Source organism: Legionella santicrucis (genome assembly GCF_001468135.1).
GTDB lineage: Bacteria > Pseudomonadota > Gammaproteobacteria > Legionellales > Legionellaceae > Legionella > Legionella santicrucis.
The window spans coordinates 716,593-741,913 of the sequence record NZ_LNYU01000091.1 but is presented as its reverse complement, the minus strand read 5'-3'; the positions used below and the strand labels follow the sequence as shown (position 1 = coordinate 741,913).

Below are 25,321 nucleotides of genomic sequence, written 5' to 3'. Positions count from 1 at the left end.
TTTTAACTCAATAGAATTTGTATAAGTTACGGAATTAATTTTCCTACTGAAAAATTAATTTTTAAAGCATACATATCTATCATATTGTTATTTTGATAAAGTTTCCATGATCATCATAATTAATTAAGGATAATATGATGTATGTTTTCAACAAATTTGGCGCTTATGTTGTAGAGTTTGTTTATTCATTTATATTATTTCTACGTTTCATGGGGCATTTATATTGCAGCCTTATTAATATGCTGATAGGGCGATTACGTCTCTCATGGCTTAACATTGTAAGAACAATATATTATTCAGGTGTCAAGCTTGTAATTCCTTTTATGTTAATCAGTACTTTCTTAGGCATTTCAATGGTAATGAAAGTTAATAGCATTCTAACCCCATATAATTTGCAACGTGATGGGCGGCTAATTGCACAGAATATTTTAACTCATGATTTAGTACCTTTTATCATTGGAGTATTGCTATGCATACAATCTGCATTAAATTTTATTAATGTGAAAGTAGATGAAGAGGACCTTAATGCACCTCAACAAGTTGTTGTTAACCATATATTGCCAGTACTCATTGGTATTAATATTGCAGGAGGGTTGTTGTATGCCTATGCTGTTGCCGCATTTTTTATAAGTATTTATGCTACGTACCAATATTTTTTGTATACTAATCTCTATGTGCCTATGGTACGTATACTCACTGCTATAACGTTTTACGATGTAGCCTATTCCATTTTAAAAACAACACTGTATTGTACCATTGTTAGCTTGACTATAGGATATTACTATTATGACATGACTGTTAGAAAGCTTTCATTAAGATTAACCGTATCACGGATGATGACGAGGGGCTTTTTATGGCTCGCCCTCACAGGACTTTATTTGAATTATTTGGAATAGGACAGTTATGCATCAAGAACGATATTATACATTCGTAGGTATTTTTGTTGTCGGTGCACTTTGTTTGATGATTTTTACTGCCAGATTTTTGTATAAAGAATATTTAGTGGCACGTCATGATACTTATGTAATGTTTTTTCAGGGTTCATTAACAGGTTTAAAGATTACGTCAAAAGTGACTTATCGTGGAGTTAAAATTGGTGAAGTAAAGCTCATTGAAATTGCAGAAAATAAAGATAAAACTGAAGTTGAAATACCCGTTTACGTCGATTTTCTCGTTGCAAGAACGTTTGGAGCAAAATATCATCCCGTTGATATTTTAATAAAAAAAGGATATGCAGCTACAGTAATGCAGACTAATTTTTTGACCGGAGACGCAGAGATTGCTCTAATTCCATCTGCAAAATCTACAGAAATATCCTCTGCCAAGAAAGGTTTTTATAATAGATATCCCATTTTTCCAACGATAGAAAATAAGAAAACAACGTCTTTTTCTGATGCATTAACATCAGTTAAAATAACGTTAAATACTATTAATGATTTGCTACAATCCAAGGAAGTTGCGCAAGTAATTAAGCAAACTAGAGCTATGGCTGATAGTATTGAAAAATTAGCCAATAATTTAGATCTAAATACGCCACCATTTATTGCTTATTTTACTCAAGCTTTAACCCAATTTTCAAAAGCGGCTAATTCATTTGAAAATTTAACTGATTATTTATCACGGCATCCCGAATCTTTATTACGGGGTAAATCATGAAAAATTAAAAGCAGTTATGACAATATTTTTGCTTACTCTTCATAAGGCTAATGTCATGACTTATCATGAAAAGAACGAATAGTTTTAGCAATGTCTTGAGTTAAATGCGTCAAGTTGTTATTCATACTGGCAATAAGATTTTCTATCGTGATGTTGTGAACTTTTAATCGATAATAAAAGTCTTTTTTCTTAACAATATTATTTTCGTTATAAAGAATGAATTCAGCACGCAATATACTATTACCTTGCATATCGATAGTAAATTGTTCAATATCAATTTGTAATTGATAGTCTGGTTTGAATTTAACATTCCATGGAGAACTTTCGACGATGGCGCCGGGTAATAAACTGGCTAAATTGGTTGAAATGACGCTTTTTATATTTTTATCCAGGGCTTGAGCCCATTGATGGTATTCTTCTAATTCGACCCGGTTTGGGGAGTAGGAGAGCATGACTTGCGGTTTTTCAAGATAGGCAGGAATGGTAATGTCATCAATGCCCAATTGTAAGTTATTATAGTGATTACTCTGTTTATTTGGCATAGCAATAGGATGTAATAAATAATACTGGGGTTCTTTGCTCCGAGTACAAGCAACTAAAATAAAGCCTAATACGATGAGACTTATTTTTTTTATCATTGCATTATTCCTTGTAATAACGATTCTAGGTATTGTGACCAATTATCCTAAACGTGACAGTCGCATCTCATAATAGATTCAACTGTTAAATTTAGGATTATATAGATAAACTATGTGTAAACAAATTCAAAGTGTATCTCAATCACTCGATTTCCGAGAAGAAAGAGAATTAAATCAATCAATTGAATCAGGTGTTTAGCGATTATTTGGAAAAGTACATCGGGGCAGGATAATTTTCGGAATCAATCGAAATTTTCAACGAGGCACTAAATTCTTCTTTTGTTACTATGTTAAAAAGAGCTGGCATTTTTTCATGGATTTGTTCTATAAGAGTTTCATCTGTTTTTTGATTGTTTTCAAATAGTATTATTTCATGGGATGGGTTCTCAAAAAATTTATCCATCTCTTTAGCATATTGCGGACTTACTTTGCTTTCTTTATTTTGAAAGCGGCTGGTGATGAGGCTTTCTCGAAGTCTTGGTGGGACATCAATCATTACAAATTTAAGCTCGGGTATCGCATTTAATAACTTAAGTCGGTATTTATCGAGATACATGGCTTGTGAGATAACAAAACTCTGCTTCGGAGTTTTTTCTTTTTGTGTTTTGATAACATCAATCAAAACATTGACAAATTCATCAATCATTTCTGGGGTCATTTGTTCATCTTCGATTAAACAGTCTAGCATCCTTGGCGTGATATGCTTATCGCCATCGACATGGATGATGTTTCGTTGCTCGAGTAGCTTTCCGATGTAACTTTTCCCTGAACCAGTTTTACCAAACAAAAAATAGATGGTCATTGATTGCAACCGAGTAATAAATATTGTAGTGAATAACCATACATTAAAATAATGGAAATGTGTATTTTATTTTTATTTATCAAATCTTAACTATTTGCAAAAGGAGTATTAAAGGTGGGTGATTCATCTTATTGGGTATACATGTTGCTTTGTGAAAATAATACTTATTATACGGGTTATACTAATAATCTTGAAAAGCGCTACCAATCTCATGTTAAAGGGACAGGGGGATGTAAGTACACCCGTAGTTTTAAGCCAATAAAAATTGCTCAGTCTTGGGAAATCACAGAAGGTAAATTAAAAGCAATGAAAGTAGAGCGCTACATCAAAAAATTATCGCGTATTGATAAAGATAAACTAGTTCATAATCCCAATTTACTTGATGCAGCAGCGACTGGTTTTTCTCTCAAGAATAGTTGATAAGTTATCAAAACATTTTGATAGGACATATAAATTGAAGTAATACATTGTATTGTTCATATTTTCTTAATTATTTGTTGATAAAATCGCATAACTTTTGATCTAAATATGAGGTTTTTATGATTACCGAAGAAGTGCTTATTCAACAAGAAAATACTATTGTCCCTACGGCAACCAAAAAAAAGAAAACAGTTTCTTGGAATGACAACCAAAGTGAAGGGAAAATTAGCGAAAAACATCTTAAAGTTGGTCAGAGTGCTAGTCTATCTAAAAAAGCTCTAAATGAGCAAATGAAGCAATTAGTTGAGAAAGAGGGATATTCCGAACTTGAGGCTGCTGCGTTTACTGGAAAACCTAAGACTCTCAGTGGAGAAGTAATTCTTAATGAGCCAACTTTTTATCTTTCTCCGGAAGAGATACAGAAACAAGTTGCTGAAAAAAAAGTACTTAAAAGTACAAGTGGCAATCAAGAAAAAAATACTAGGAATAGTTTTTTCAAAACCAACATGATGCACATTGGAATGTCAACTATAGAGACGCAAGAAGTAAACATTAAGCGAGTGAATGAAAATGAAGAAAAAAGACCTACACTAGGGATTGATGCTTTCTTCAGTATACGACGCCCCCTTATTATTGGAACGACATCTATAGATACTTCTGCAATTATGGCTTTAGCTCAATTCAATTATTAGTTTATTAAGAGACTTATTTGATAATAAGTTTTCACTTACTCCATTAATGTTGCCGAATTCTTGTGCTCACTGTTAGTCAAAGACAAATTGCCCAACAAGAAAACCGCCGCATGGCGGTTTTAAAGGTGGTTTTTTTATATGGTGAGCATTTGAACATACCATTGCCAATCCGCACTACAAGAAGGATTGAGAACAATCAATGACAGACGATCGGGCCCATTATCGCAAATGAGGAGAGGTGTTCCCCATATTAGTGTTTATTATATCAGTCTGTAAAAATTATTGGGTCATTTTTACCAACTGATGTCAAATAACTATCAGACAAGTGGGGCGTGTCATTGCGATCTGATATTGGCGTTGTCAGCTCATCAGAATTTAATGGTCGTGAACGGTTACTAATTAAGTTGGTGTATATGTAGCTAGTAGTATATCAAGAGCAAATGAGCTGATACTTACTTTATTGTCTAAAAAAATGTATCTCTTATTTAAAATGGTTTAAGTAACAGTATGGTAAACTGATTTATTTAAGGTACTATATTATTAATAAACAAGAAAGCAGGGTAGATTTGGATCATTGTTTAGGTGAAACATAAAAAATGAATGCCTAATAGCGAAGTAGATTCAATACCAGGGAGCTTTATGGACTTTCAAGATTATTCTCAATTATGGCTCCAGATTCCTGGTTATGCGGCTATGAAAAATCCTCAAGGAAGGTACTTAACCTGTAATAATAATTTGGCGGCACTTATGGGGTTTAAATTTCCTAACCAAATACAAGGACTTAGTGATTTTGAGTTGCTGGACTATTCTGAAGAAAATTATAATTTTCATCACAAGAATGATGTTTTAGCCTTAAGTGGTAAAACAGTGCATTGCATTCATCGCTCATCCTCACCGTATGATGGTTCTTATTATTATCTTATAAAAAAACCACTTATGAATAAAGAAAATGCAATTACTGGAGTCCTTTACCATTGCATGCCATTAATTCAATCCAATTTTATAAAACAATTGATTGCTTATGATGTAAAAAATAATTGCCACAACCAAAAGCCTTTTGAATATTATATAGATGCTGTAGATAATCCCTTTCAGCTTTCGCATCGAGAATTGGAATGTTTATTTTTTACTCTTAGATCGATGACTGCAAAACAAATAGCAGAACAACTTGATTTATCAAAAAGAACTGTCGAATTTTATCTGGAAAATATTAAAAATAAAATGGGGTGTATCTCCAAAGCAGAATTAATATGTCTTGCGATAAACAGTGGCTATTTAAGATCTATTCCTCCCAGTTTTCTGAGCAAAAAAGATTTTAATCTCATTTAAACACTACCGTATTTATACGGTAATAAGATTGTTCTAATTCAATTACTCTCCACTGACATTCATTCAGATTGTTTTGAGAGTTAATTAAATGAATATGTTTTGTTTATTGATGATCATCTTACTTTCAAGTCTAGAAAGTCAAAATGCCTTTAGTACACCAGATAGCAAACCCTTAACGCTAATTTCCCATATAGGGACAACATCATTTTCAAGATCTGCTTTGATTCATATGAAATTAGAGGCAATAAGTATGGATTACAGTCGGGCTTATCCTAAGAGATTAATGGATTATGAGGGTATTAGATTATGTAATTTATTGAAGAACTATTCCATTAAACCAAACAGCATTCTTGAGTTTATCGCTGAAGATAATTTTTCGGTATTAATTCCTGCACACTATGTATTAAACTGCAATGAAACGGCATCTATAGCTTATTTGGTCATTGAGCCAAAAAATAAATGGCCAATTCTAGATAATTATACTAATACCACAGCAGGGCCTTATGCTCTTATATGGACAAACCCAGAGCGCTCTTATATTTCAGATGAATATTGGGCCTGGAGTGTTACTAAAATAATCGAACATACTTCAATCACTGGAGTGATACCTGCTCCAAAGAATCTCCCTGCATCTCGAAAAAATCAAATTTTAAATGGCTATAAAATCTATGTGAGTCATTGCTCTTCTTGCCATACTATAAATTATCAAGGAAAGGCAAGTATAGGGCCCGACTTGATGTGGCCTAAAAATCCATTTGATTATTATCCGGACATCAAACAGTTTAAGCAGTTTGTACGAGATCCTCAATCAGTAAGGAAAATTCCTAATGGTCGAATGAGTGGTTCGAGTTATGTTGGATTACATGATAAAGATTTGGATGATCTAATTTGTTATTTCAAATTTATTAATAAAGTTAACAAGTGACAAACTTGGCTAAATTGTATGTTCATACTAAAATGCACCGTCCATACTAAACGGAAGTTGAAATAATGAAAATTATCAATAAATCAGTATCAATAGTGCTTTGCTCCTTATCTATGACAGCCATAGCATCGACGAGCAATCCTAGTTTATATGATACATTGTACAGGCTTGCAGAAAAAGTTTATTACATTGAGTATTCATTAAGTGCCGAACAATTAAAAATGGCAGGGGAACTAGCCAATCAAATTGACTCTGTCATAAGCCCACCTAGTGAGACTATGTGTGGCAAGAAAACTGAAGTATTTCAAGAGGCTTATAAATGGGCTTATAGTTCTAGTGGACTTAATGATACAGCCTCCGATGCAGAAAAATTTGCTACGCTAATTACAAATCAATATTGTCCAGCAGCTTACTTTAAAGTGTTTAAACCAGCTTATACCTTTGCTTATGCAAGCACTGGTATGGATAAAACCAGGTCAGAAGCAAAGAAAACTGCTGCGAAGATTAGTGATTATGAAGCATCAAAATTTTACATAAAAAATTCATTGCAATGTTATATTGATAGCTATACTTTTGCCTATTCAAGTGGCGGTATGAATAAAACCCGATCTGAAGCGGAAAATTTTGCTAATAACCAATGTTTGGTGTAACTATTAGTATCGCTCACAACGCCTTCACGAAGCCGAACGGATCGTAGTAATGATCCGTTGGTTCACACCTGCAAGTTAAAAAATGAAGAACCAGATTACTTCAATGGGGCTCTAGTCTCCACTTATTTTATGCCAGTTTTATTTATGCAATAATTGAAGCTGTGATGAAATATTGTTTCATTAGTACTGGGTGTTATTAAAAAGACTTATTTCACCAAGGAATAATATGGTTAAGTTGATCTCTCGTTATCGATTTCTAGCTTTATTTATCATTCTGATTGCATTTTGTCTCTTTAAAGCAGTCTATGCTGAACTTGGGTGGACCGATCGAACAGATGTTGTTTTCGGACTTCTTACAGCATCAAGCTTATTGATCATTGGGCAGAATAAACATGTGCTGTTATTTATTACAGCTCTTGTTTTGCTGAAGATTACTTTATTAATACTGCAGTACTTCTTTTTTAATGAAACAGCTCTAAATGTAATAAGATTATTCACTGTTATCATTTTCTTAATTCTAATGACCTACTTTTGCCTCTGTTTCACTTTGCAAGATCAAACAATTAGTATAACTACTTTATTTGGTTCTTTGTCTGCTTATTTGTTTATTGGTTTTATTTTTGCCTACATTTATTTATTGATTGAATTAGTCAATCCCTCTTCTTTCGCGGGGTTACAAACAATGGATGAAATACAAGCAATTTATTTTTCATTTATTACCTTAACCACCGTAGGATTTGGTGAAATTATTCCACTCAAACCGATCGCTCAAACTTTTGTATGGCTGGAGTCCTTTACAGGCCAAAGTTATTTAGCAATCATTATTGGCCAACTGATTAGTCGTTATGTGGCAGATCGATTGAGGTAATTAATTATTATTCTTGAAAAAATTGAGTCATGATATAAAGAATACACTTCAGATCGCCTCTAAGTAGAGTACAGAAGTACATCTTTTTTGTTCCATTATGTTCAATATAAACTTTATTTGAAAAAGCTACATGATTCTTGTAGCTAATGCCATCTGGATTATAGAAGATAATAATTTTGAGACAATAATTCTTTCGCACATCTTTAGAGTGAGACGGATGCTTAAATAAGGCTAAGGAGTTGTAATGAATAAATACAATGCTCCCCAAACTTTCTTTGCCAAAATACTGCTCACTGAATTAGATAGGGCTACAGGAACTGACAAAACTGAATTTCTGCCTTTTACCATTTCGTTCTAAGTCATCTTGATTAAAGAACCCAAGAATCGAAGAAGAAACTTTTAGTTCGCTCTCACGATGTCGTTTAAGAATTCTTTCTACATCAACAAGAGGTGAAAAGATTTTGGTTATTTCTTCAAAATACGAATTATCGGAGAATAGTTTATCCAGGATTGATTTATTTTTTATCAATTTATTGAATATAACTTCTTTTTGCTCCGCTGTATTGAATATTTCAGCTAATGTTTGAATATTATAAGTCGTAGTGAAGAGTTTATTACAGGAGGGATTATTCGTTATTTCGATTAATAATTTATTTGCGCATATTGGAAAAACAGCTTTTAATACAACAAGATCCTCTAACCGAGAAAATTGGCTTACATAATAAGAGCTTATCAGGGTTTCAATTATTTTTTCTTGTACCCTTATATCTTCATTTAAATGCTGTTCCAGTTTATTTTTCTGAAGAATTTTGCAAAACTTAATTAAATGGGAAAGGGTAAATAAGTCTTTATACTGGTTATCGCAAAGTAATATGAGCGCATTTTTAAAGTCTTCTACATCAAAGCAATCTGTTGCAGGCTTTGGGAAAATACCTCCACAATAAGTGATGATTGAAAGCGCGAATAACAAGGGATGTTCCTGGGAAAGTATTTTTAGAATGGATTTGTCCTCGTGACTTTCAATTGAATATAATTGTCTTGCGGTTGCTATCATTATGTCACAATTAATAGTGCCATTTTCAAGATCTTCACTATATAACGATAGTTTAAGATATTCTCTTTCTGAGATAAGGTCGTTCGGTAAGGTTTGAAAATTACTAAATTTACTGCTTTGCTTCACACAGCGATAATATTCAAGAGGATTATCGATACATTCTTTGATTTTTAGCAAAATTTTATCTCTGATTCTTTCTTTATTATAGGTTACATATTCTTTAGGGATTTCAAAGAGTTTAGTCCAACACTTGAATAAATCATTAATTGGAACCATGTTATTGGTTGAAGACATTTCTTTTAAACGAGAATTAATAAATCGTACAGCTATTTGATGCTGCGTTTTGGGTATAAAAAAAGATGGAATTAAACCACTCGGCAGTGAATCGTTTTTGATAGGAGTATCTGGTTGAGGCATTATGTCTAAAATAAACTGATTATTAGTTATTTGCGCCCAATCATATGCACTTAAACCCAATTCTCCTTGATACGATGAGTCTGCTTGATTCTCAATCAAAAGTTTTACTATGTCTATGTAACCAAAATAACTGGCGATGATAAGAGGCGTATTGCCTTGCGCATCAGGTGTATCAATATCTAAGCTTGCTTTTTTATATAGAGCTAATACTTCTGCAAACATGGTTACATCACCACATGTTGCTAGCCAATGTAAGGTATATGGTTTTTCTTTAATAATTTGAATCAAAGTCATCCCTTGGGGATAAGTACCAGTTTCCTGAGTAACGCGATAAAGGGTTTGCCATTTTTTTATTTCTTCTGTTAATTCTTCTAATGTCAAATAATTAATTTTAAAAGGATCATCTATAATGCAAGGAGGGAGTTCATTCTCAATTAACAATTTATTTAAAATCATCATGTGAATTCTTAGATTACCATCTCTAAAGAAATGCATCATTTCTAGACGCTGCATGAAATCAGCGATTAATTTGAGTTTTTTCTCTTTATCCACCTCTTCAGAAAGTCGGCTATTAAATTCAGCAATTAACTGCTCCATTCGGTCTTCTAGGCCATTAACATTCGATGCGGGAAGGGAAACGACATTTCCTTCTTTTTGGATGGGTTTACATTTAAGCTTTTTTCCTAACGCCTGAATTCGGGCAATACGTTTCTCATTAAGGTATTTAGCATTGATACCACAAGTATCCAAGTTAATTTTTCGAACTTCACCTGGTACTTGATAATCCCAGCGAGTGATTTGGACATCATCGAATTGTGTATTATCCATGCATAATTTGTGCAATGTCCTGAAGAAATTGAGATTAAGTGGTGTTCCTAATGTATTATTTACATGTTGCCATGCGAATAATAGTCCTTTAACCGAACCTGGTTCTCTATTTTCATAGTTCCAAAAACCATATTCATGCTTATCAGTTTGTAGATGTCCATCTATCAGCATTCGCCACGTATTTGCTGCAGACAATGGGTTTTTTATAGGATTTGCAATCTTATCCATAGTAAAATCAATAAATAAAAGTGCAAAAATCATACAATAAGTTCATTAACAAGTAAATAAATATCGCTTTATCTTAAAATTTACTTAATTATTTCAGCTTATGTTAACGGCCCTGTCATTTTTCAACAGTTATTTTTATACTCCTTGTTAATTAAAATATATGTGAATTAATTTTTGCAGTCTTACAAATGCCTGCGTGATGATTAATGGAAATTTATTGTAAAATTAGTGCTTCTAATTCTATATGTATGGTTTTAGTTTGGATTTTTGGAGAAGAAATGAGTAGTTACATTTGTGATTTGGCAATCAATACCTTAGAGAATGCGAAAATAGGAAAGATGTCAACAATGAGTCCACCTAATTCATGGGAAATGTCTTTTTTAGAAGCTAATATTAATTTTGCTGCCGAAATATTAGGCTATGTTGGCGGTGTAAATTGTAGCCGCATAAATGGTGTTGCCACACATTGCAAATTAACATTTAATGGTCCTAATATGACTAACGCGGATTATGATCAATTTATACACTTATTTACTTGTCTTAAAAACGCGATAAGAAAGGACGATAGATTATGTCAACGTCTAAATGCTGAAAGTAATTTTTTCAAACACTATTCTATTATCGCTCCATCAGAGAACAGCCCTCATGGATTATTGTCCAAACTAAGTATTTTTTCACAACTCGATGTTTCAGAACAGAATGGTTATCCAAATACACCGCTACAAACCTCTTTAATCAAAGGATTTTCAGGATTTTGAATGTAATTTTGTTATCAATTTTAGTGAACTGAGAATTGATGAATGTCTATTGTTTATGTAGTAGTGTGGCTGGGCTGAAAAGCTCAGCAAGTTATTCGCTAAAAATAGTACTTTACCCCAAATATTTATTTGATTTCATAGAAAAAAAAGGAATACTCAAATAGTCGCCAAACCGAGTAAAGCGCATAGTATACTCATCTTGGTTGCTGGCTTTTCAGTCCAATCCTACATGAGTAATTAGTGCCTTAAATAAGGGGTAGGTAGGTGTCCTTGAGATTAAGTTCTTGCATACAAGTTAAAGATCCAATCCAGTTGTTTGCAACTGGGATTGGATAAACGTTGTCGATCATTTAGTTAAATGAGTATAATTGTTCATATGTTGCACTTTTAGTTGGAGTTCGCCGCAATAAGGTTATTATTCTCGCCACAAATTAGTTTTCATCAAATCAAGTACTGCATCACCCTGACCATTGATGATCGCTTTCATCATGTACAAACTAAAACCTTTTACCTGTTCTAGCTCTACAGTTGGAGGCATAATTAATTCATTACGATCCACTACTACATCAACAATTACAGGTCCTTGATGCGCAAAAGCTTTTTCAAGATCAGCAGATAAAGTGGAAGCGCTTTCCACTCGTATTCCTTTAATTCCTATAGCCTCAGCCATCGCTGCAAAATTAGGATTTAATAAGGAGGTACCATAATCCAACATACCACCAACGTGCATTTCCATTTCCACAAAGCCTAAAGTGCCATTATTGAAAATGACAATTTTAATAGGTAACTTCTGCTGAATCAGTGTTAAAATCTCACCCATTAGCATAGAAAATCCACCATCACCACATAGAGCAATTACTTGACGTTGAGGGTAGGTTGCTTGTACTCCTATCGCTTGTGACAACGCATTTGCCATTGAACCGTGATTAAATGAGCCTAACAAATGGCGCTTGCCATTCATCTGTAAATAACGTGCAGCCCATACAGTAGGTGTTCCTACATCAGCAGTAAATACTGTATCTTCGTCTGCTGCCTGATCAATACACTTTGCTAAAAATTGTGGGTGTAGTGGCTTATGATCGGGGGTTTTTGTTGCCAGGGCATCGAGATTTTTTCGTGTTTTATGATAATGTGTTCTTGCTTTATCTAAATGGCCGCTGTCATTTTTGGGAGTTAATAGTGGTATTAATGCCTTTAAAGTACAAGCAACATCTCCAACTGCGCCTACAGCCAAATCCGTTCTTAATCCTAATCGATTTCCGTGCAAATCAATTTGAATAATTTGCGCTTTCGACGGATAAAATTGTCGATAGGGGAAGCTGGTACCCAGCAATAATAAAGTATCACAAGCCTCCATGGCATAATAACCTGAAGAAAATCCGATAAGCCCAGTCATGCCCACATCATATGGATTATGATGCTCAATGAAAGGTTTTCCTCGTAAAGAATGAACAACTGGTGCTTGCAAAAGATGGCACAGTTGCATCAACTCATCGTGTGCACCTGCAGCACCAATGCCACAAAATACGGTAACATTTTTAGCAGTATTTAAACGTGTGGCAATGTCTTTTAAAACAGATATAGGAGGTACTACCTCCGGCTGTATCAATGAATAGTTTTCTTTACGTGCACTGTTTCGTGCTTGTTGCAAAGCAACGTCACCCGAAATAATTAATACAGCAACGCCTGATTTTGCTTTGGCTGTCTGCATCGCAATATGTAACAAACGTGGCATTTGCTCAGGAGTTGAAACTACTTCGCAAAAACAACTACATTCTTGAAATAAAATATTAGGATGGGTTTCCTGAAAATAATCACCGCCGACTTCGGGGCTAGGGATATGTGCCGCAATTGCCAATACTGGTACGCCGCTGCGGTGACAATCATAAAGTCCATTGATTAAATGCAAATTACCCGGCCCGCAACTACCTGCACAAACGGTCAATTCACCTGTTAATTGTGCTTCTGCGCCAGCTGCAAATGCCGCTGCTTCTTCATGGCGCACGTGTATCCACTCTATATTTTTTTTATGTTTTTGTAAGGCATTAGTAATTCCATTTAAAGAGTCGCCAACGATACCATAAATACGTTTTATTCCAGAATTACTTAAGGTATCCACTAATACTTGAGCTACATTCACCATAATACAAACTCCGTTGTGATTATTTAGTATCATTCTAATATAAAACTCTATTGTTATTATAGAGGTGTAACAATTCAATAAATACAACTCAAAATCTGACAAATTTTTAAAGCTGGACTTGATTCCCAGCATTTGAGTAAAATCATACCTTTAATTATCTTTCGGTATTTAGAAAGGGTATAGATGACGTAAAAGCATTGTGCAAGAAAAAATTTTTCAATAATCCATTCAGTTGAATTGTAGTTGCTAGCAAACTCATTATATATGAGTTTGCTCTTATAAGACCGTTCTTATTGCATGGTGAAGTTGTTGTTGGATCACCTTTCTAAAAATAAATCAGCTTAATTAACATATGAAGTAATTGGGGGTGTAGTCCATAATGCACATTGTGGCGCTGCAATGTGATACGCTGTTACCACATTGTCAACAATACTATTGAGAATTGCTTTTTTGCTATTTAACGAGTCTTTGGTAACGGTACAAACTACATCTTTCTGAGACACATAAACAGTACAACCACCTTCATCACTGGCATCACGGGTATAATCTACATCTCTTGTGGTCATTTTATATACTTTTTTCAAAAGCTCCTGGGAAGTTAATTCTACACTAAATGGATTGGCTACATGAAACTCACCCCAGTTATTTATTCCAAAAGCTGCAGTGTTCACTAAATCTGGTATACCATTTACATCTAAATTAATTGTGGTTGTATAATCTGGAGGAATAGGCAGATTAAGTAGGCCAAAATGAAAATCTGATGCTAAAACCTTACTGAATTCTGTTGTAAAAATTGAGGCTTGAGCACCTGGATTATTACGATAACCGGATTTGGTACTTTCAAACACAAACCACAGATGATTATAGCTATTGGTACATAATTGAACATCAGCATAAGATAATTGATTGGTGAAACCTAATTGGCATACGGATAATAAACATGTCGCTGCAACCCAATGTTTTATCATGAATAAACTCCCTTTTATTCGTTAAACAATATATCTTAAATTCATTCCTAATCCAAGATAAGCTGTAAAATGATGATCACGTTTTAAAATAACGTGAATGTATTAGAATGATGAGAATTTATAATTTTTTGAATTAAAGGATATATTTTATTCAAGGTAAGCGTATAATCTACTATCCCAGCTTTAATTGCGTTTTTAGGCATATCTGGAAAATCTGCCTCTTGTGGGTCTTGCGCAATAGTTATTCCTTTGCATTTTTTAATGGCTAATAAGCCCGCACTACCATCATCAAGCAGTCCTGACAAAATAATGCCAATAGTTAAAGGACCATAATAAAGTGCAGCTGAATAAAAAAGTACATCAATTGCGGGACGTGAATGGTTTATTTTAGGTCCATGTCTAAGTATTACTTTTCCATCAATTAAAGACATATGAATATTAGGTGGTGCAATGTAAATATGTCCTGGAACTATTTCTTCAATTTCATTAGGGTTATGTACAGGAAGAGAGGTATGACGTTGTAAAATCTCGGGTAAATGCGACTCATAAGCAGGTGAGAGATGCAAAACAATAAGAATAACGCCCTTGAAGTCTTCTGGAAAAAAAGAAATTAAACGAGTGATTGCTTGTATTCCTCCCGCAGAAGCACCTATAACTATTAAATAATCATTTTTCATATTTAACATTTAGAAGTAAATGTTTTTAGTTTAAATTAAATTCCGAAGAAATTCTATTATGGTTTGTCTCTGTGGATTATTGCATGAGAAAATAGAGTGGAGACTGTTTTAAACAGCAAATAGTGGGATGACTATAAAAGAACACGTAATGATATCAATGGAAAAATAGTCGAAGTCAAGACTGTTTTTTTTATTTTGATTTGTTTAAAATAACCATGCAATTCTTTCTTTTTTCACCGTTTTCTCCTGTGGATATTTATTATACCAAACACTCTTTCTTCAAGCACCGCGTGAGCCGATTCCTTTTCCTATAAGGGTTTTTCCCTTTAGCCAATAAAATGCTTTATCTTTAGTTATGCACATTTTCTGTGGATAAGTCTGTTTATATTCTGTCAAATTCCATATAAAAATAGATGTTGCTTTGATGTATTAATATTGGCCAATATGCTCTTTTTAAATGGTTCAACTTTTAAAAAAGGAAGAGATTGATAATCTATAGGGTCGTTTACAATCACCCCTATGGTTTCATATTGCTCCTGGGTTAATGTGGTTTACCTTAATTTCTGTTAAACAATTTGACATATCGCGAAATCTCGATATACTGATCTATATGAATAGACTAATTGTTTTAAAAGCGCTTTCTAATAAAAATCGCTTACAAATTCTTGAGTGGCTAAAAGAGCCAAGCAAACACTTTACTTCATCGCATTGCGATGTAAGTACTGATGGTGTTTGCGTGGGCTTAATTGAGCAAAAAATAGGTTTATCACAATCCACAGTCTCGCAATACCTTTTGCAACTCCAACAGGCTGGACTGATTATTATGGAACGCCGAGGTCAATGGACTTACTACAAGCTCAATAAACCTTTTATTAGTGAATTTATGGACCAGCTTAAAAACACATTATAAAATTTTTTACAACTATTAATCGAAAATTTGCGATATATAGATTTACTTAAAGGAGTAATTATGAATCTTGACTTACTTTTATCACCATTCCAATTGAATAAAGACCTCCAGTTAAAAAATCGCATTGTAATGGCTCCAATGACGCGTAATATGGCTAATGATGATCTTAGCCCGACAGCATCCATGAAGGATTATTATACTCGAAGGGCCGATGCAGGATTAATTATTACCGAAGGAACTATTATTCGTGCTGATGCAAAGGGATATAGTAATGTTCCAGGTATTTTCACCCGTGAACAGATTGAAGGTTGGCGTCAAATAACGGATTCAGTCCATGCAAACTCAGGCCATATTTTTTCACAAATTTGGCATCTGGGTAGAGTGTCGCACCCTCATTTTTTAAACGGTCAATTACCTATTTCTGCTTCAGAAACGACAATGACAGGCAAAGTGGCACGAGCTGAGGGCTTAAACTATGGCATTTCGCGTGCAGCCACATTAAATGAAATAAAAGATATTATTAATAGTTATGCAATTGCTGCCAAAAATGCAATCGAGGCGGGTTTTGATGGCGTTGAGATTCACGGAGCCAATGGTTATCTCATCGATCAGTTTTTACATTACCATACAAATCATCGCGAAGATGTCTACGGGGAAACTCCTGAAAATATGGCGCGTTTTGCCTTAGAAGTGGTTAAAGCCTGCGGTGAGGCTATTGGTTATGAACGAGTAGGAATTCGGCTTTCGCCAGGAGCTTATCTTAATGAAGTTATTGGTGATAACCGTGATGCTTTTGTATTCAAATATTTATTAGAACAACTCAATTCTGTTCCAATTGCTTATGTCCATACTGGTAATTTTAATGATAAAACGATCTTCGCAGAGTTGAATAATCAAACCATGACACGTTTTATACGTTCGCATTACAAAGGGACGCTAATTGCTTGTGGGAGTTATGATTTCAAAGAAGGGCAAGATAAAATTGAAAACAATGATTTTGATTTACTTGGAATTGGCAGACCTTTTATTGCAAATCCAAACTTAATCCATCAATTACATAATAATGAAATGATTCGTCCTTATGAAGGAGGCATGTTACAGTCATTATATTAAAAGTTATTGTAAATGCTGGGCTTAATAGCCCAGTCCATGCTTTTTTGCACAATTTAATGATGAGTTAATCATTGGCAGATTTTCTGGACATTCTCTTAATAAAACCAATTATTCGGTTAGAGACCTAATCTCCGTACACACAATATCCCACTCTCCCATCTTTTTTTGATTGATAAAGTGCTAAATCTGCTTTTCTAAATAATTCGTCTATTGACTGGGCATGATCTGGAAATATCGCAACACCTATACTTAAGCTTAACAAAAGGGGATTATCATGAATTAAGAATGTATTTTTTATTTTTGAACATACCTGTTCTATATATCGGATGCCCACCGATAAGTCAGCGTTAAATATAAGAACCGCAAATTCATCTCCTCCAATTCTTGCAGCTACGTCATACGGTCGACATTTCTTTTTCAATTTTTCAGCTACATGCTTTAATGCCGCATCGCCAGCTAAATGGCCGTAGGTATCATTAATATTTTTGAAACTATCCATATCCGCTAAAATGAGTATTAATTTTTTTTGATCTTTTCGGGCAATTTGTATGTAATTTTCGAAAGCTTCTAATAATTTATGCCTATTCGCTAATCCAGTTAACTGATCGAAATTAGCCATTTTTGCAATTCTTCTTTGGGCTTTTAATCTTTCAGTGATATCTCTAGAAGAAGCATAGATATAATGTTGTCCATCAAGAACAATTCCTTTTGCATTAATTTCAACATCAAAAACAGAACCATTTTTCCGTTTATGTCTGGTTTCAAATACTTCAACAGAATATAATAAGTGCTCAAGAATATTGAGTATTTTTTCTTTAGAAATTTTTGCGTCCCAGTCCAGCACGTTCAGCTTTAGTGCTTCCTCTTTTGTATACCCTAAAGATTTAGCAAATGATTCACTACACTCTATAACAAAGCCATTTTTATCAAGAATATGTATACCATCTCCGGCTAATTCCAAAATGGTTCTGACCTGTTTTTCCTTATTTTCCAAAGTTAGTTCTACGAGTTTTCTGGCAGTAATATCAGTGCATACGGAATAGTATTCAAAAGGTCTCCCAGTCTTACCCAGTTTGGGAATGATACTGATATCAATCCAATATAAGTGGCCATCTTTTGCTTTATTACAAAAAATACCTTTCCAAATATTTCCCTTAGTTATAGTTTGATACATATTTTTATAAAATATTCTATCGTGATAATTAGACATAAGGATTCTATGATTGGCCCCAAGAAGTTCATCTTTCGAATAACCGGATAACTCACAAAATTTGTTATTTACATATGTTATAGTGCCATCGGCATTTGTTATGGCCACACTGCAATGGGTATCCAATATTCTTTTATGCAAAGAGAATTTACTAATTAATTTTTTTAATTCCTCATTTCTTGATTCAATAATTTTTTCTAATTGTATTTTGTGAGTTAATAGCTCTGTCTCGATTCGTTTTCTTTGACTGATATCATTAACAAATGCCAAGGCGTAATTATTTCCATCATTGGTATATAAATGAGCATGAATTTCAACTGGAAATATTTCTCCAGATTTTTTTTTATGTTTTGTCTCAAAATGAAGTCGTTTTTTTTTGATGAATTCTTCCCAAAAGCCAGGCCAACTTTCCTTTGGAAAAAGAGGGTCCCACTCCCAAACATACATACCAATTAATTCCTCATTGGTATAACCAAGTTTTTGACATGCAGAGTGATTGACATAGACAATACTGGAATCATCCCTCATTAAAAACACTTCATCAGCTCCAACTTCTGTTGAAAATCTAAAAAAATCATCTTTAAAGGGTGTTTCTATTACCTCTTTTTCTTTAAAAAAAGGAAGATTATTGGGATTAAATTCTTTACTGTAGGGGTGGGTATCATTCGCTATATCTATCAATTTTTGAACGAAATCGGCTTTGTTATTTAAACATAGACCATACAAATCACTAAATAAATTAAGTTCTAATTTACGGAATTGCATTTGACAATTTAAGAGCAATCTTTTATCTATATGCTGTTCAAGAACTATAAAGTTGCCCATATTTCTAGGATCATTAAGTATAGACGCATAAACATCCCTGACATCTATCTCATTTCCTTCTAATAACTGCATAAAGGAATGCCCAGAATAAATTAAAAGACCAGTAATATCCTGTTTTAAATTACGGGCCTTTGATTGTTGCAATAGCATTCGGAGCTCTTGATTTGTAAAAACTTTAGTTGCTGAGCTAATATAAATTAGTTGCAACATAGATAGCCTTTCTTTCGTTTGCTCTACTATAATTTTAGTCAATTTTGAGAAAACGTGGTTTGACCTATGCTACCTTCCTTGTGTATTCAACAAGCAACATATAATTTAGAAAGCTGCGAGGTCGGATATTATTATAGTGTTTATGCCTCGTTCAATCTTAATCAACCAGGTTATCTTTTTCTTGTTCAAGCCATTCCAAAAAAGATTTACGCTCTGATTTAGACAAGTTAAAAAATTTATTTTTAACTGCTTCAATAGGTTGTTGTTGTTTTCTGGGAACTTTAACCCAAGCATCTTTGATATTTATTTTTCCTTGTATTACATTTTCGTAAGCAAGAGGATCTTTCTTTTTTAATTTCAAAAGTTGGCCATCAACAGATCTTGAACGAGAGGGTAAATACGTAATATTGTTTTCCTGATACAAATTAGGATCCGTATTATCCTGCTCTCTAAGGTCATTATTCAAATCTTTAATAGAGATTTTATTTTCCTTTGCATATACTCTGGCACAGTTATCCACCATGCTAAGAACATCTCCCCAATGAGCTATATGCTGGGTATTTATATCCATAGCAGACCGCAATAACCACAACATTTCATTGTTAGTAATACCCAAGCCGTCTGATGATTTATCAAGAGCATATTCCCCAAAATTTTTATAGGGATTATTTCTCTTTTTCCAAACTTCCCGTTCAATAATTTGTGATATTACAGAAGGAAGATTCTGGAGTATAAGTTGTTTAAATTCATATATATACTGATTAGCTTGGGCATGTAGCTCTTCATCTGAGAAAATTGACTGCTTTGATATTTCTTCTGATCGCATTGTAAACCTACTTATTGAGCAATAACCTTTGTTATTTTAAAAATGTTAAAGGGTTATCTTAAGCTGATAAGCCAATTAAACTCAATAAGCAGGATACTCATTAATTTCAAATTACTTATATTACTCCCAATCAAACCAGTCTTCATGCGGCGGACATGAGAATACACCAACCCCATTGTTTTTATAGATATTTCATAAGGTCTACTTAGATGCTAAAAGAATTTGTATTCTCATTTTCGCTTGTATTGTCATTTGTGTTTGTATTACTATTTTCGCTTGTACTAGCGTTTTTGATGTCATCATGTTTGCTGCATAGGCTACCTAGATCGTTTGGGGTTGTATTAGTCTGACTTGATGAAAGTTGGCTGAGTTGGGGGCCGTCTGAGTCCTGTTGATTATTTTGCTTAGCGTCCCTATTTTGCGCTACTTGGTTAGGGACTAGTACATTCTTGTTTGTATTCGTATTTGAATTGTCCAAATCTTGTTGGGTTTCATGTTGGTATAGACTCCACAATGCTTCCAATAATTCCTGGGTAAACGTTAACATATTTTCTTTAAAATCGCGGTGATTTTTTTCGCCCATCATTTTTCTTTCTCCAAAAATATAATTTCTGTTTTTATCAATAGCCCATAGCATTTGGGCAAGTAAAATTTGTAGTTCACAATTTATCGAAATAGTTAACTAAAACTAAAGGGTTCGATATAACTGAATTAAGTTTTGATAGGTACATTATTTCTCTCTCGTTAAAATGGTTTGTATTTGAATAAATTAAACCATTTTTATCAATATTTGACCAATTCATAATTTTTATATATTATATGAAAATGTTAACTAGTAATTTAATTTCAATAAGTTAGATGAAAGTCTGTGTCAGTAATAAAAAAACCTTATTTCAGCTGGTGTCTTTTGCTTAAGAAGAAGTGAAAATCCAATATAGGGGACTTGATTTTGAAGATGATTTTATTCATACGGGAGTTACATAAAAACCTTAGCGTTTCTCTTTTAATTGATGTTGCAATTCAATGAATTACCAACCAGCAAACATTTTTAGTAATTTTTATTCTTTCTTTGGCAACCCATACAGTTGTTTCTCCGCACTCTGGATCTCTAATTTAATTAATGAATCCACTTGACTGATGCCTCCAATAATTATAATAAGCTCCTTTAATTGTTAATAGTTCGCTATGTGTTCCTGACTCTACAATACGACCATTTTCAAGCACTATAATTTTATCCATTGTTTTTAGTGTAGATAATCGATGTGCGATAATGAGGGCAGTTTTTTCTTTGAGTAACGTTTCCAATGCCTCCTGTATCGCTAGTTCTGTTGCGGAATCCAATGCAGAGGTTGCTTCATCAAACAATAAAATAGGAGCGTTTTTTAAAATTGCACGAGCAATGGCAATGCGCTGTCGTTGACCTCCTGACAATTTTACGCCTTGCTCACCGATAATGGTGTCATATTGGTGTTCTAGAGAGGTAATAAAGTCATGGCACTTAGCTTTTTTTGCCGCTGCAATGACGTCTTCTTTGCTAACGTGCCCACAACCATAAGCAATATTTTCAAAAATGCTGCGATGAAATAAGTTTAAATGTTGTGGCACAATAGCAATCTGGTTACGTAATGAATCTATAGTAAAGCAAGGAAGATTGATGCCGTCTATTTCAATATTTCCTTCATGGATATCATATAACCGCATGATGAGCTTCATTAACGTTGTCTTCCCGGCACCAGAACTCCCAACAATTCCAATCTTTTGTTGAGTAGGAATGGACAAACTAAAATTTTTAAAAACTGGCGATTGAGAAGGGTAAGAGAAAGTGATGTTTTTGATTTCAATATTCCCTTGGGATATTTTATGGCTGGAAGCATCTTCCATGTCGGCTACATTGGGTTGATCTTTCAATAAGTTTAACCCGTCTTGTAACAAACCAATGTGATAAATGAACTCTAAAAAGCAATTGCCTAGACTGCTGGTTAAACCAGCAATGGCTGTTACTGCCGTCATTACGAATACCACTTCACCAATACTTACTAAATGGTTTTTGTATCCAATAATGGAACCAATAAGATAAAATGCAACGAGCGCATTCATTGCAAGATGTTGCAAAAACATGACTTTTATTGGCATGACGATTACGAAGACGTTCTTTGTCAATCAAGTCATTCATATTTTGATTGAGTAATCTTGTTTCTTGGCCAAAAGTGGCGTTATGAATAACAGATTGGACATTGCCAATAACATCTACAATATGACCATTAAAAACACTGCAGGCATCAGCAAATGTAGAGGCTTTTATTTGACCTACTTTGGCCGATTGATATGTATAAATGATAATGGCTATCCCCCAAACCCATAGTACCATGCCAAAATAAGGGATGACAGTGGACAATAAAATACCCGTGATCAAAATTGCTAAGGATTGGGGGAAAATCGTGAAAAACAAATTAACTATGACCGGTTCTAACCCTATGCAGGCATTCATCACTTTATTAGATAAAAATCCTGATTTTTTTCTTCAAAATAATCGATGGATTGTTTACCTAGATGAGTAAATATGTTTTTTACCGTCTCGGATTTATATGCGGGAATACTTAGCAATGAAAATAAGCCGTTGGTATAATAGCCAACACTTCGTAAAACATGGATACTTATATAGAGGCATAATGGAATAAGAACAAATGAATATACAGAAACAGATTCAATGCCTTGAGTTTTGATTCTGTCGATAATAACGCCAAACAAATAGGACATATACGGCAATGTAAATGCCCAAAATAATCCAAAAGCAACAAAAAAGAAGGTGCTACTTTTGTGGTGACGCATATAATCGAATAATAAATTCAATACACTTGACGTTTTATTGCCGTTATTTTGGCTCATAATTTTTTCCCAACATTAATATCCTGGGAGAATACGTTCATCACCATTATACTTATAAAAGTTTAAAGCAACTGAGTTTACATCGCTACCCCAAGATATATTCATATTAATCCCAAGACTAACCAGGTCCATTTGCTTGTACCAGTTGTTGGTGGTACTCAGACTTATTGAGCAGTTATTTGTCGACGCTCTAATAAACTGAATAAACTGATATTTTTAATGATTTCCCTTTTAAAGATACTTTATCAACTAACTGAATGGTATACAATTCTGGATACTTCATCGCTTTGTAACATGCTTTACTGATTAAAAGTTCATGTCCATAAGCTTTAGTAAGATTTTGAATACGTGATGCGGTATTAACCATATCACTAATCACCGTACCTTCTAAACGACCTTCAGCGCCTATAATTCCTAATATAGCTTCCCCTGTATTAATCCCAATCCCAATTTTTACCTCTTCTTTGATTTTTAAGACATCCTCTTGATTGAGTTTCTCAAGTTCTTCCAGAATCATTTTTGCAGCTCTTACTGCATCATCAGCATTAGTTGCTTCCTTAGGGAATAGGGCCATTATTGCATCACCTATATACTTATCAATGAAGCCATTGTTTTCTGATATCACTGGGGCAATTCGCTTTAATATCATATTAATAAAATCAAAATTTTCCTGCGGTTTCAATACTTCAGAAATAGCCGTAAAATTGCGTATATCCATAAACAAAACGGAAATAGTTTTTTTTGTATAATTACCTAAGTCTATTTCAAGAATGTTCTGTTTTTGCAGTAATTCTATGAGTTGGTGAGGTACAAAGCGTTCAAATGAGCATGTGATCAAATCTTGTTTTCTAAAAAATAAATATACTAAGACAGACATTCCCAACATCGCTACAATGGATACCCCCAAAAGAATAAGTTGACTCTTCAACGCTGAACGATTGCTTTCATTATATACTTTACGAGGTTGTTCAATTTTAATGAGTCCAATAGGTTTGTCAGTAAAATCCTTAATGAGCAGATAACTTAAATAAATAGTGTTATTGAGTGCTTGGATATAAATTAACTTATGTGAATTTAATTGATCAATTATTTTTTTATCCTCGGGATTTTTTTGCATGTGATCTAGAGAAATTAAATAAATAGGAATGTTCAAATCACTACTTAAGCGATTTAAATATTCAGATGTTAATATTCGTCCAAAAACCATGTACCCAAGTGTTGATTTAGTATTATGAGAATCTTTAATGAAGCTTATACTGAAATAACCTATATTATTATTGGCCAATGCTATGAATCCTGATGAATCATATGGTTTTTTTATAACAGAATAATATTTTTCCTTATTGGTCAATAAATCCAATCCATTGTTTTTGAAGAATGATATAATATGCGGTTCAATAGGAATGCTTTTCTTATGAGTTAAATCAAATCCGCGAGACCAGATAACTTTTCTATTATTATCAAAAATCAAAACGTAATTTACTTTATTTTTAATAAAAAAATCTTCTGGAAGATAGGGGTTTATAACATTTGAATTTTTATTTTGGATAAAGTCATCGACTTTCTCCAAAGAATCATTATTTAAAATTGTAAGTAATATATGAGCTATACGTTTTGCATTATCCATAGCAATATTTTGCTCTAATTTTTGAAATCCATTTACTAATAATGAGCCTGATACTATTAAAATTACAGAAACGAGTAGTATCCATAGAGTAATAATGAGAAAAATAATCTTAGTTCGAGAATGTATCATTTTATGACTCAATTAGAGTTAATGATCCGACCGCGCTAACTATTTGCTGCTAATGGTTTGTATAGATATTCTATTTTTATCATAAATAAGTTTCGAATTAATTTAATTATAGCTCATCCCTTCATAGGTAAAATAATGTACTTATGGGAATACTGAGTGCTATGAAAAAATTAGAAAAAATGGCTGCGTTGTAAAAAGAGGATTAGAAATGGGGGTAGATCATGAAAAATCGGAACAAATTAATTATAAATGGGCAACATATTAGAGTATCTATATAGCCAACCCATAATAAAACGATTATTGTTTAATTTTGCTTTGGATTCACATTTAATATCGCTGATATAATTGATAAATCACTAGTAGCAACAAACGAGTATACTCGCTATAACCAAATCCCAGTTCTCATTCCAACCATTTGAAAATGATAGTTTCCTTGGGCTATTTATAAAAAAACGGGCTATAATTACGAGAGATTCTGGAATAATTTGCACAGATTTCTCAATGTTTATCCACTAAATATCAAACCGTTGCT

The 25,321-nt window shown here is 33.5% G+C and carries 24 protein-coding genes; 11 read left to right on the top strand and 13 right to left on the bottom strand.

Annotation, left to right across the window (positions count from 1 at the left end; translation table 11 throughout):
• The first annotated feature begins 137 nt into the window (after positions 1 to 137).
• Together Lsan_RS20950 and Lsan_RS20945 are read left to right on the top strand one after the other, a co-directional pair.
• Positions 138 to 896, top strand: coding sequence for an ABC transporter permease family protein (locus Lsan_RS20950; protein ID WP_058516030.1), 759 nt, complete (start codon positions 138 to 140; stop codon positions 894 to 896).
• Between the two features lie 7 nt (positions 897 to 903).
• The gene (locus Lsan_RS20945) at positions 904 to 1,656 is read left to right on the top strand and encodes an MlaD family protein (protein WP_237762231.1); all 753 of its coding nucleotides are present in this window, start codon (positions 904 to 906) and stop codon (positions 1,654 to 1,656) included.
• 53 nt (positions 1,657 to 1,709) lie between these two features.
• On the opposite strand, the gene Lsan_RS20940 is transcribed toward Lsan_RS20945, so the two are convergent.
• Both Lsan_RS20940 and Lsan_RS20935 read right to left on the bottom strand, forming a co-directional pair.
• Positions 1,710 to 2,294, bottom strand: a complete 585-nt coding sequence (locus Lsan_RS20940) for a PqiC family protein (RefSeq protein WP_058516029.1) — start codon at positions 2,292 to 2,294, stop codon at positions 1,710 to 1,712.
• A 202-nt stretch (positions 2,295 to 2,496) separates the two neighbouring features.
• Positions 2,497 to 3,096 carry a hypothetical protein gene (locus Lsan_RS20935; RefSeq protein ID WP_058516028.1) on the bottom strand — a complete coding sequence of 200 codons (600 nt, stop codon included), beginning with the start codon at positions 3,094 to 3,096 and terminating at the stop codon, positions 2,497 to 2,499.
• A 114-nt stretch (positions 3,097 to 3,210) separates the two neighbouring features.
• Between Lsan_RS20935 and Lsan_RS20930 the strand changes: the two genes are divergently transcribed.
• From Lsan_RS20930 to Lsan_RS20905, 6 genes are all read left to right on the top strand, one after another.
• On the top strand, positions 3,211 to 3,516 hold the full coding sequence (locus Lsan_RS20930; RefSeq protein WP_058516027.1) for a GIY-YIG nuclease family protein: 306 nt from the start codon (positions 3,211 to 3,213) through the stop codon (positions 3,514 to 3,516).
• Between the two features lie 119 nt (positions 3,517 to 3,635).
• Positions 3,636 to 4,208, top strand: coding sequence for a hypothetical protein (locus Lsan_RS20925; protein ID WP_058516026.1), 573 nt, complete (start codon positions 3,636 to 3,638; stop codon positions 4,206 to 4,208).
• A gap of 639 nt (positions 4,209 to 4,847) precedes the next feature.
• Complete coding sequence (locus Lsan_RS20920) at positions 4,848 to 5,537, top strand: PAS and helix-turn-helix domain-containing protein (RefSeq protein WP_058516025.1); 690 nt, start codon at positions 4,848 to 4,850, stop codon at positions 5,535 to 5,537.
• 88 nt (positions 5,538 to 5,625) lie between these two features.
• The gene (locus tag Lsan_RS20915; protein WP_058516024.1) at positions 5,626 to 6,462 is read left to right on the top strand and encodes a c-type cytochrome; all 837 of its coding nucleotides are present in this window, start codon (positions 5,626 to 5,628) and stop codon (positions 6,460 to 6,462) included.
• Positions 6,463 to 6,527: 65 nt separating this feature from the next.
• On the top strand, positions 6,528 to 7,112 hold the full coding sequence (locus Lsan_RS20910; protein WP_058516023.1) for a hypothetical protein: 585 nt from the start codon (positions 6,528 to 6,530) through the stop codon (positions 7,110 to 7,112).
• Between the two features lie 226 nt (positions 7,113 to 7,338).
• Positions 7,339 to 7,980, top strand: a complete 642-nt coding sequence (locus Lsan_RS20905) for an ion channel (protein WP_058516022.1) — start codon at positions 7,339 to 7,341, stop codon at positions 7,978 to 7,980.
• A gap of 298 nt (positions 7,981 to 8,278) precedes the next feature.
• Here the strand turns inward: Lsan_RS20905 and Lsan_RS20900 are convergent, their stop codons facing one another.
• The gene (locus Lsan_RS20900) at positions 8,279 to 10,540 is read right to left on the bottom strand and encodes an ankyrin repeat domain-containing protein (RefSeq protein ID WP_058516021.1); all 2,262 of its coding nucleotides are present in this window, start codon (positions 10,538 to 10,540) and stop codon (positions 8,279 to 8,281) included.
• A 245-nt stretch (positions 10,541 to 10,785) separates the two neighbouring features.
• Between Lsan_RS20900 and Lsan_RS20895 the strand changes: the two genes are divergently transcribed.
• Positions 10,786 to 11,265, top strand: coding sequence for a hypothetical protein (locus Lsan_RS20895; RefSeq protein WP_133134240.1), 480 nt, complete (start codon positions 10,786 to 10,788; stop codon positions 11,263 to 11,265).
• Between the two features lie 415 nt (positions 11,266 to 11,680).
• Here Lsan_RS20895 and poxB read toward each other — a convergent pair whose 3' ends face one another.
• The 3 genes from poxB to Lsan_RS20880 all read right to left on the bottom strand — a co-directional run bounded on the left by poxB (position 11,681) and on the right by Lsan_RS20880 (position 15,053).
• On the bottom strand, positions 11,681 to 13,408 hold the full coding sequence (gene poxB / locus Lsan_RS20890; protein ID WP_058516019.1) for a ubiquinone-dependent pyruvate dehydrogenase: 1,728 nt from the start codon (positions 13,406 to 13,408) through the stop codon (positions 11,681 to 11,683).
• A gap of 341 nt (positions 13,409 to 13,749) precedes the next feature.
• Entirely contained in the window at positions 13,750 to 14,376 is a 627-nt protein-coding gene (locus tag Lsan_RS20885; protein WP_058516018.1) for a hypothetical protein, read from the bottom strand.
• Positions 14,377 to 14,459: 83 nt separating this feature from the next.
• On the bottom strand, positions 14,460 to 15,053 hold the full coding sequence (locus Lsan_RS20880; protein WP_162265634.1) for a chemotaxis protein CheB: 594 nt from the start codon (positions 15,051 to 15,053) through the stop codon (positions 14,460 to 14,462).
• A gap of 610 nt (positions 15,054 to 15,663) precedes the next feature.
• Between Lsan_RS20880 and Lsan_RS20875 the strand changes: the two genes are divergently transcribed.
• Positions 15,664 to 15,963, top strand: coding sequence for an ArsR/SmtB family transcription factor (locus Lsan_RS20875; protein ID WP_058516100.1), 300 nt, complete (start codon positions 15,664 to 15,666; stop codon positions 15,961 to 15,963).
• Between the two features lie 57 nt (positions 15,964 to 16,020).
• Positions 16,021 to 17,076 (top strand): oxidoreductase, encoded by a 1,056-nt coding sequence (locus Lsan_RS20870; protein WP_133134243.1) that lies wholly within the window; start codon positions 16,021 to 16,023, stop codon positions 17,074 to 17,076.
• A 124-nt stretch (positions 17,077 to 17,200) separates the two neighbouring features.
• Here the strand turns inward: Lsan_RS20870 and Lsan_RS20865 are convergent, their stop codons facing one another.
• From Lsan_RS20865 to Lsan_RS20845, 7 genes are all read right to left on the bottom strand, one after another.
• Positions 17,201 to 19,321, bottom strand: a complete 2,121-nt coding sequence (locus Lsan_RS20865) for a PAS domain S-box protein (protein ID WP_058516015.1) — start codon at positions 19,319 to 19,321, stop codon at positions 17,201 to 17,203.
• A gap of 157 nt (positions 19,322 to 19,478) precedes the next feature.
• Positions 19,479 to 20,147: a hypothetical protein gene (locus tag Lsan_RS20860; protein WP_058516014.1), complete on the bottom strand. Its 669-nt coding sequence runs from the start codon at positions 20,145 to 20,147 to the stop codon at positions 19,479 to 19,481.
• Positions 20,148 to 20,352: 205 nt separating this feature from the next.
• Entirely contained in the window at positions 20,353 to 20,733 is a 381-nt protein-coding gene (locus Lsan_RS20855; RefSeq protein ID WP_058516013.1) for a hypothetical protein, read from the bottom strand.
• Between the two features lie 527 nt (positions 20,734 to 21,260).
• Positions 21,261 to 22,244, bottom strand: a complete 984-nt coding sequence (locus Lsan_RS23275) for an ABC transporter ATP-binding protein (RefSeq protein WP_237762230.1) — start codon at positions 22,242 to 22,244, stop codon at positions 21,261 to 21,263.
• Positions 22,171 to 22,635: a hypothetical protein gene (locus Lsan_RS23270; protein ID WP_133134238.1), complete on the bottom strand. Its 465-nt coding sequence runs from the start codon at positions 22,633 to 22,635 to the stop codon at positions 22,171 to 22,173. Before Lsan_RS23270 ends, Lsan_RS23275 begins: the two co-directional genes overlap by 74 nt.
• Positions 22,635 to 23,033 carry a hypothetical protein gene (locus tag Lsan_RS23265; protein WP_133134237.1) on the bottom strand — a complete coding sequence of 133 codons (399 nt, stop codon included), beginning with the start codon at positions 23,031 to 23,033 and terminating at the stop codon, positions 22,635 to 22,637. The genes Lsan_RS23270 and Lsan_RS23265 overlap by 1 nt, the downstream gene beginning before the upstream one ends.
• Before the next feature lie 190 nt (positions 23,034 to 23,223).
• On the bottom strand, positions 23,224 to 24,660 hold the full coding sequence (locus Lsan_RS20845; RefSeq protein WP_162265633.1) for an adenylate/guanylate cyclase domain-containing protein: 1,437 nt from the start codon (positions 24,658 to 24,660) through the stop codon (positions 23,224 to 23,226).
• Between the last annotated feature and the right edge of the window lie 661 nt (positions 24,661 to 25,321).

Bases quoted from the DNA above. Each gene is read 5' to 3' on its own strand.
- Lsan_RS20950 (WP_058516030.1), top strand. From the start codon at position 138: ATGTATGTTTTCAACAAATTTGGCGCTTATGTTGTAGAGTTTGTTTAT.
- Lsan_RS20945 (WP_237762231.1), top strand. From the start codon at position 904: ATGCATCAAGAACGATATTATACATTCGTAGGTATTTTTGTTGTCGGT.
- Lsan_RS20940 (WP_058516029.1), bottom strand. From the start codon at position 2,294: ATGATAAAAAAAATAAGTCTCATCGTATTAGGCTTTATTTTAGTTGCT.
- Lsan_RS20935 (WP_058516028.1), bottom strand. From the start codon at position 3,096: ATGACCATCTATTTTTTGTTTGGTAAAACTGGTTCAGGGAAAAGTTAC.
- Lsan_RS20925 (WP_058516026.1), top strand. From the start codon at position 3,636: ATGATTACCGAAGAAGTGCTTATTCAACAAGAAAATACTATTGTCCCT.
- Lsan_RS20920 (WP_058516025.1), top strand. From the start codon at position 4,848: ATGGACTTTCAAGATTATTCTCAATTATGGCTCCAGATTCCTGGTTAT.
- Lsan_RS20915 (WP_058516024.1), top strand. From the start codon at position 5,626: ATGAATATGTTTTGTTTATTGATGATCATCTTACTTTCAAGTCTAGAA.
- Lsan_RS20910 (WP_058516023.1), top strand. From the start codon at position 6,528: ATGAAAATTATCAATAAATCAGTATCAATAGTGCTTTGCTCCTTATCT.
- Lsan_RS20905 (WP_058516022.1), top strand. From the start codon at position 7,339: ATGGTTAAGTTGATCTCTCGTTATCGATTTCTAGCTTTATTTATCATT.
- Lsan_RS20900 (WP_058516021.1), bottom strand. From the start codon at position 10,540: ATGATTTTTGCACTTTTATTTATTGATTTTACTATGGATAAGATTGCA.
- Lsan_RS20895 (WP_133134240.1), top strand. From the start codon at position 10,786: ATGAGTAGTTACATTTGTGATTTGGCAATCAATACCTTAGAGAATGCG.
- poxB (WP_058516019.1), bottom strand. From the start codon at position 13,408: ATGGTGAATGTAGCTCAAGTATTAGTGGATACCTTAAGTAATTCTGGA.
- Lsan_RS20885 (WP_058516018.1), bottom strand. From the start codon at position 14,376: ATGATAAAACATTGGGTTGCAGCGACATGTTTATTATCCGTATGCCAA.
- Lsan_RS20880 (WP_162265634.1), bottom strand. From the start codon at position 15,053: ATGAAAAATGATTATTTAATAGTTATAGGTGCTTCTGCGGGAGGAATA.
- Lsan_RS20875 (WP_058516100.1), top strand. From the start codon at position 15,664: ATGAATAGACTAATTGTTTTAAAAGCGCTTTCTAATAAAAATCGCTTA.
- Lsan_RS20865 (WP_058516015.1), bottom strand. From the start codon at position 19,321: ATGTTGCAACTAATTTATATTAGCTCAGCAACTAAAGTTTTTACAAAT.
- Lsan_RS20860 (WP_058516014.1), bottom strand. From the start codon at position 20,147: ATGCGATCAGAAGAAATATCAAAGCAGTCAATTTTCTCAGATGAAGAG.
- Lsan_RS20855 (WP_058516013.1), bottom strand. From the start codon at position 20,733: ATGATGGGCGAAAAAAATCACCGCGATTTTAAAGAAAATATGTTAACG.
- Lsan_RS23275 (WP_237762230.1), bottom strand. From the start codon at position 22,244: ATGAATGCGCTCGTTGCATTTTATCTTATTGGTTCCATTATTGGATAC.
- Lsan_RS23270 (WP_133134238.1), bottom strand. From the start codon at position 22,635: ATGAATGCCTGCATAGGGTTAGAACCGGTCATAGTTAATTTGTTTTTC.
- Lsan_RS23265 (WP_133134237.1), bottom strand. From the start codon at position 23,033: ATGAGCCAAAATAACGGCAATAAAACGTCAAGTGTATTGAATTTATTA.
- Lsan_RS20845 (WP_162265633.1), bottom strand. From the start codon at position 24,660: ATGGATAATGCAAAACGTATAGCTCATATATTACTTACAATTTTAAAT.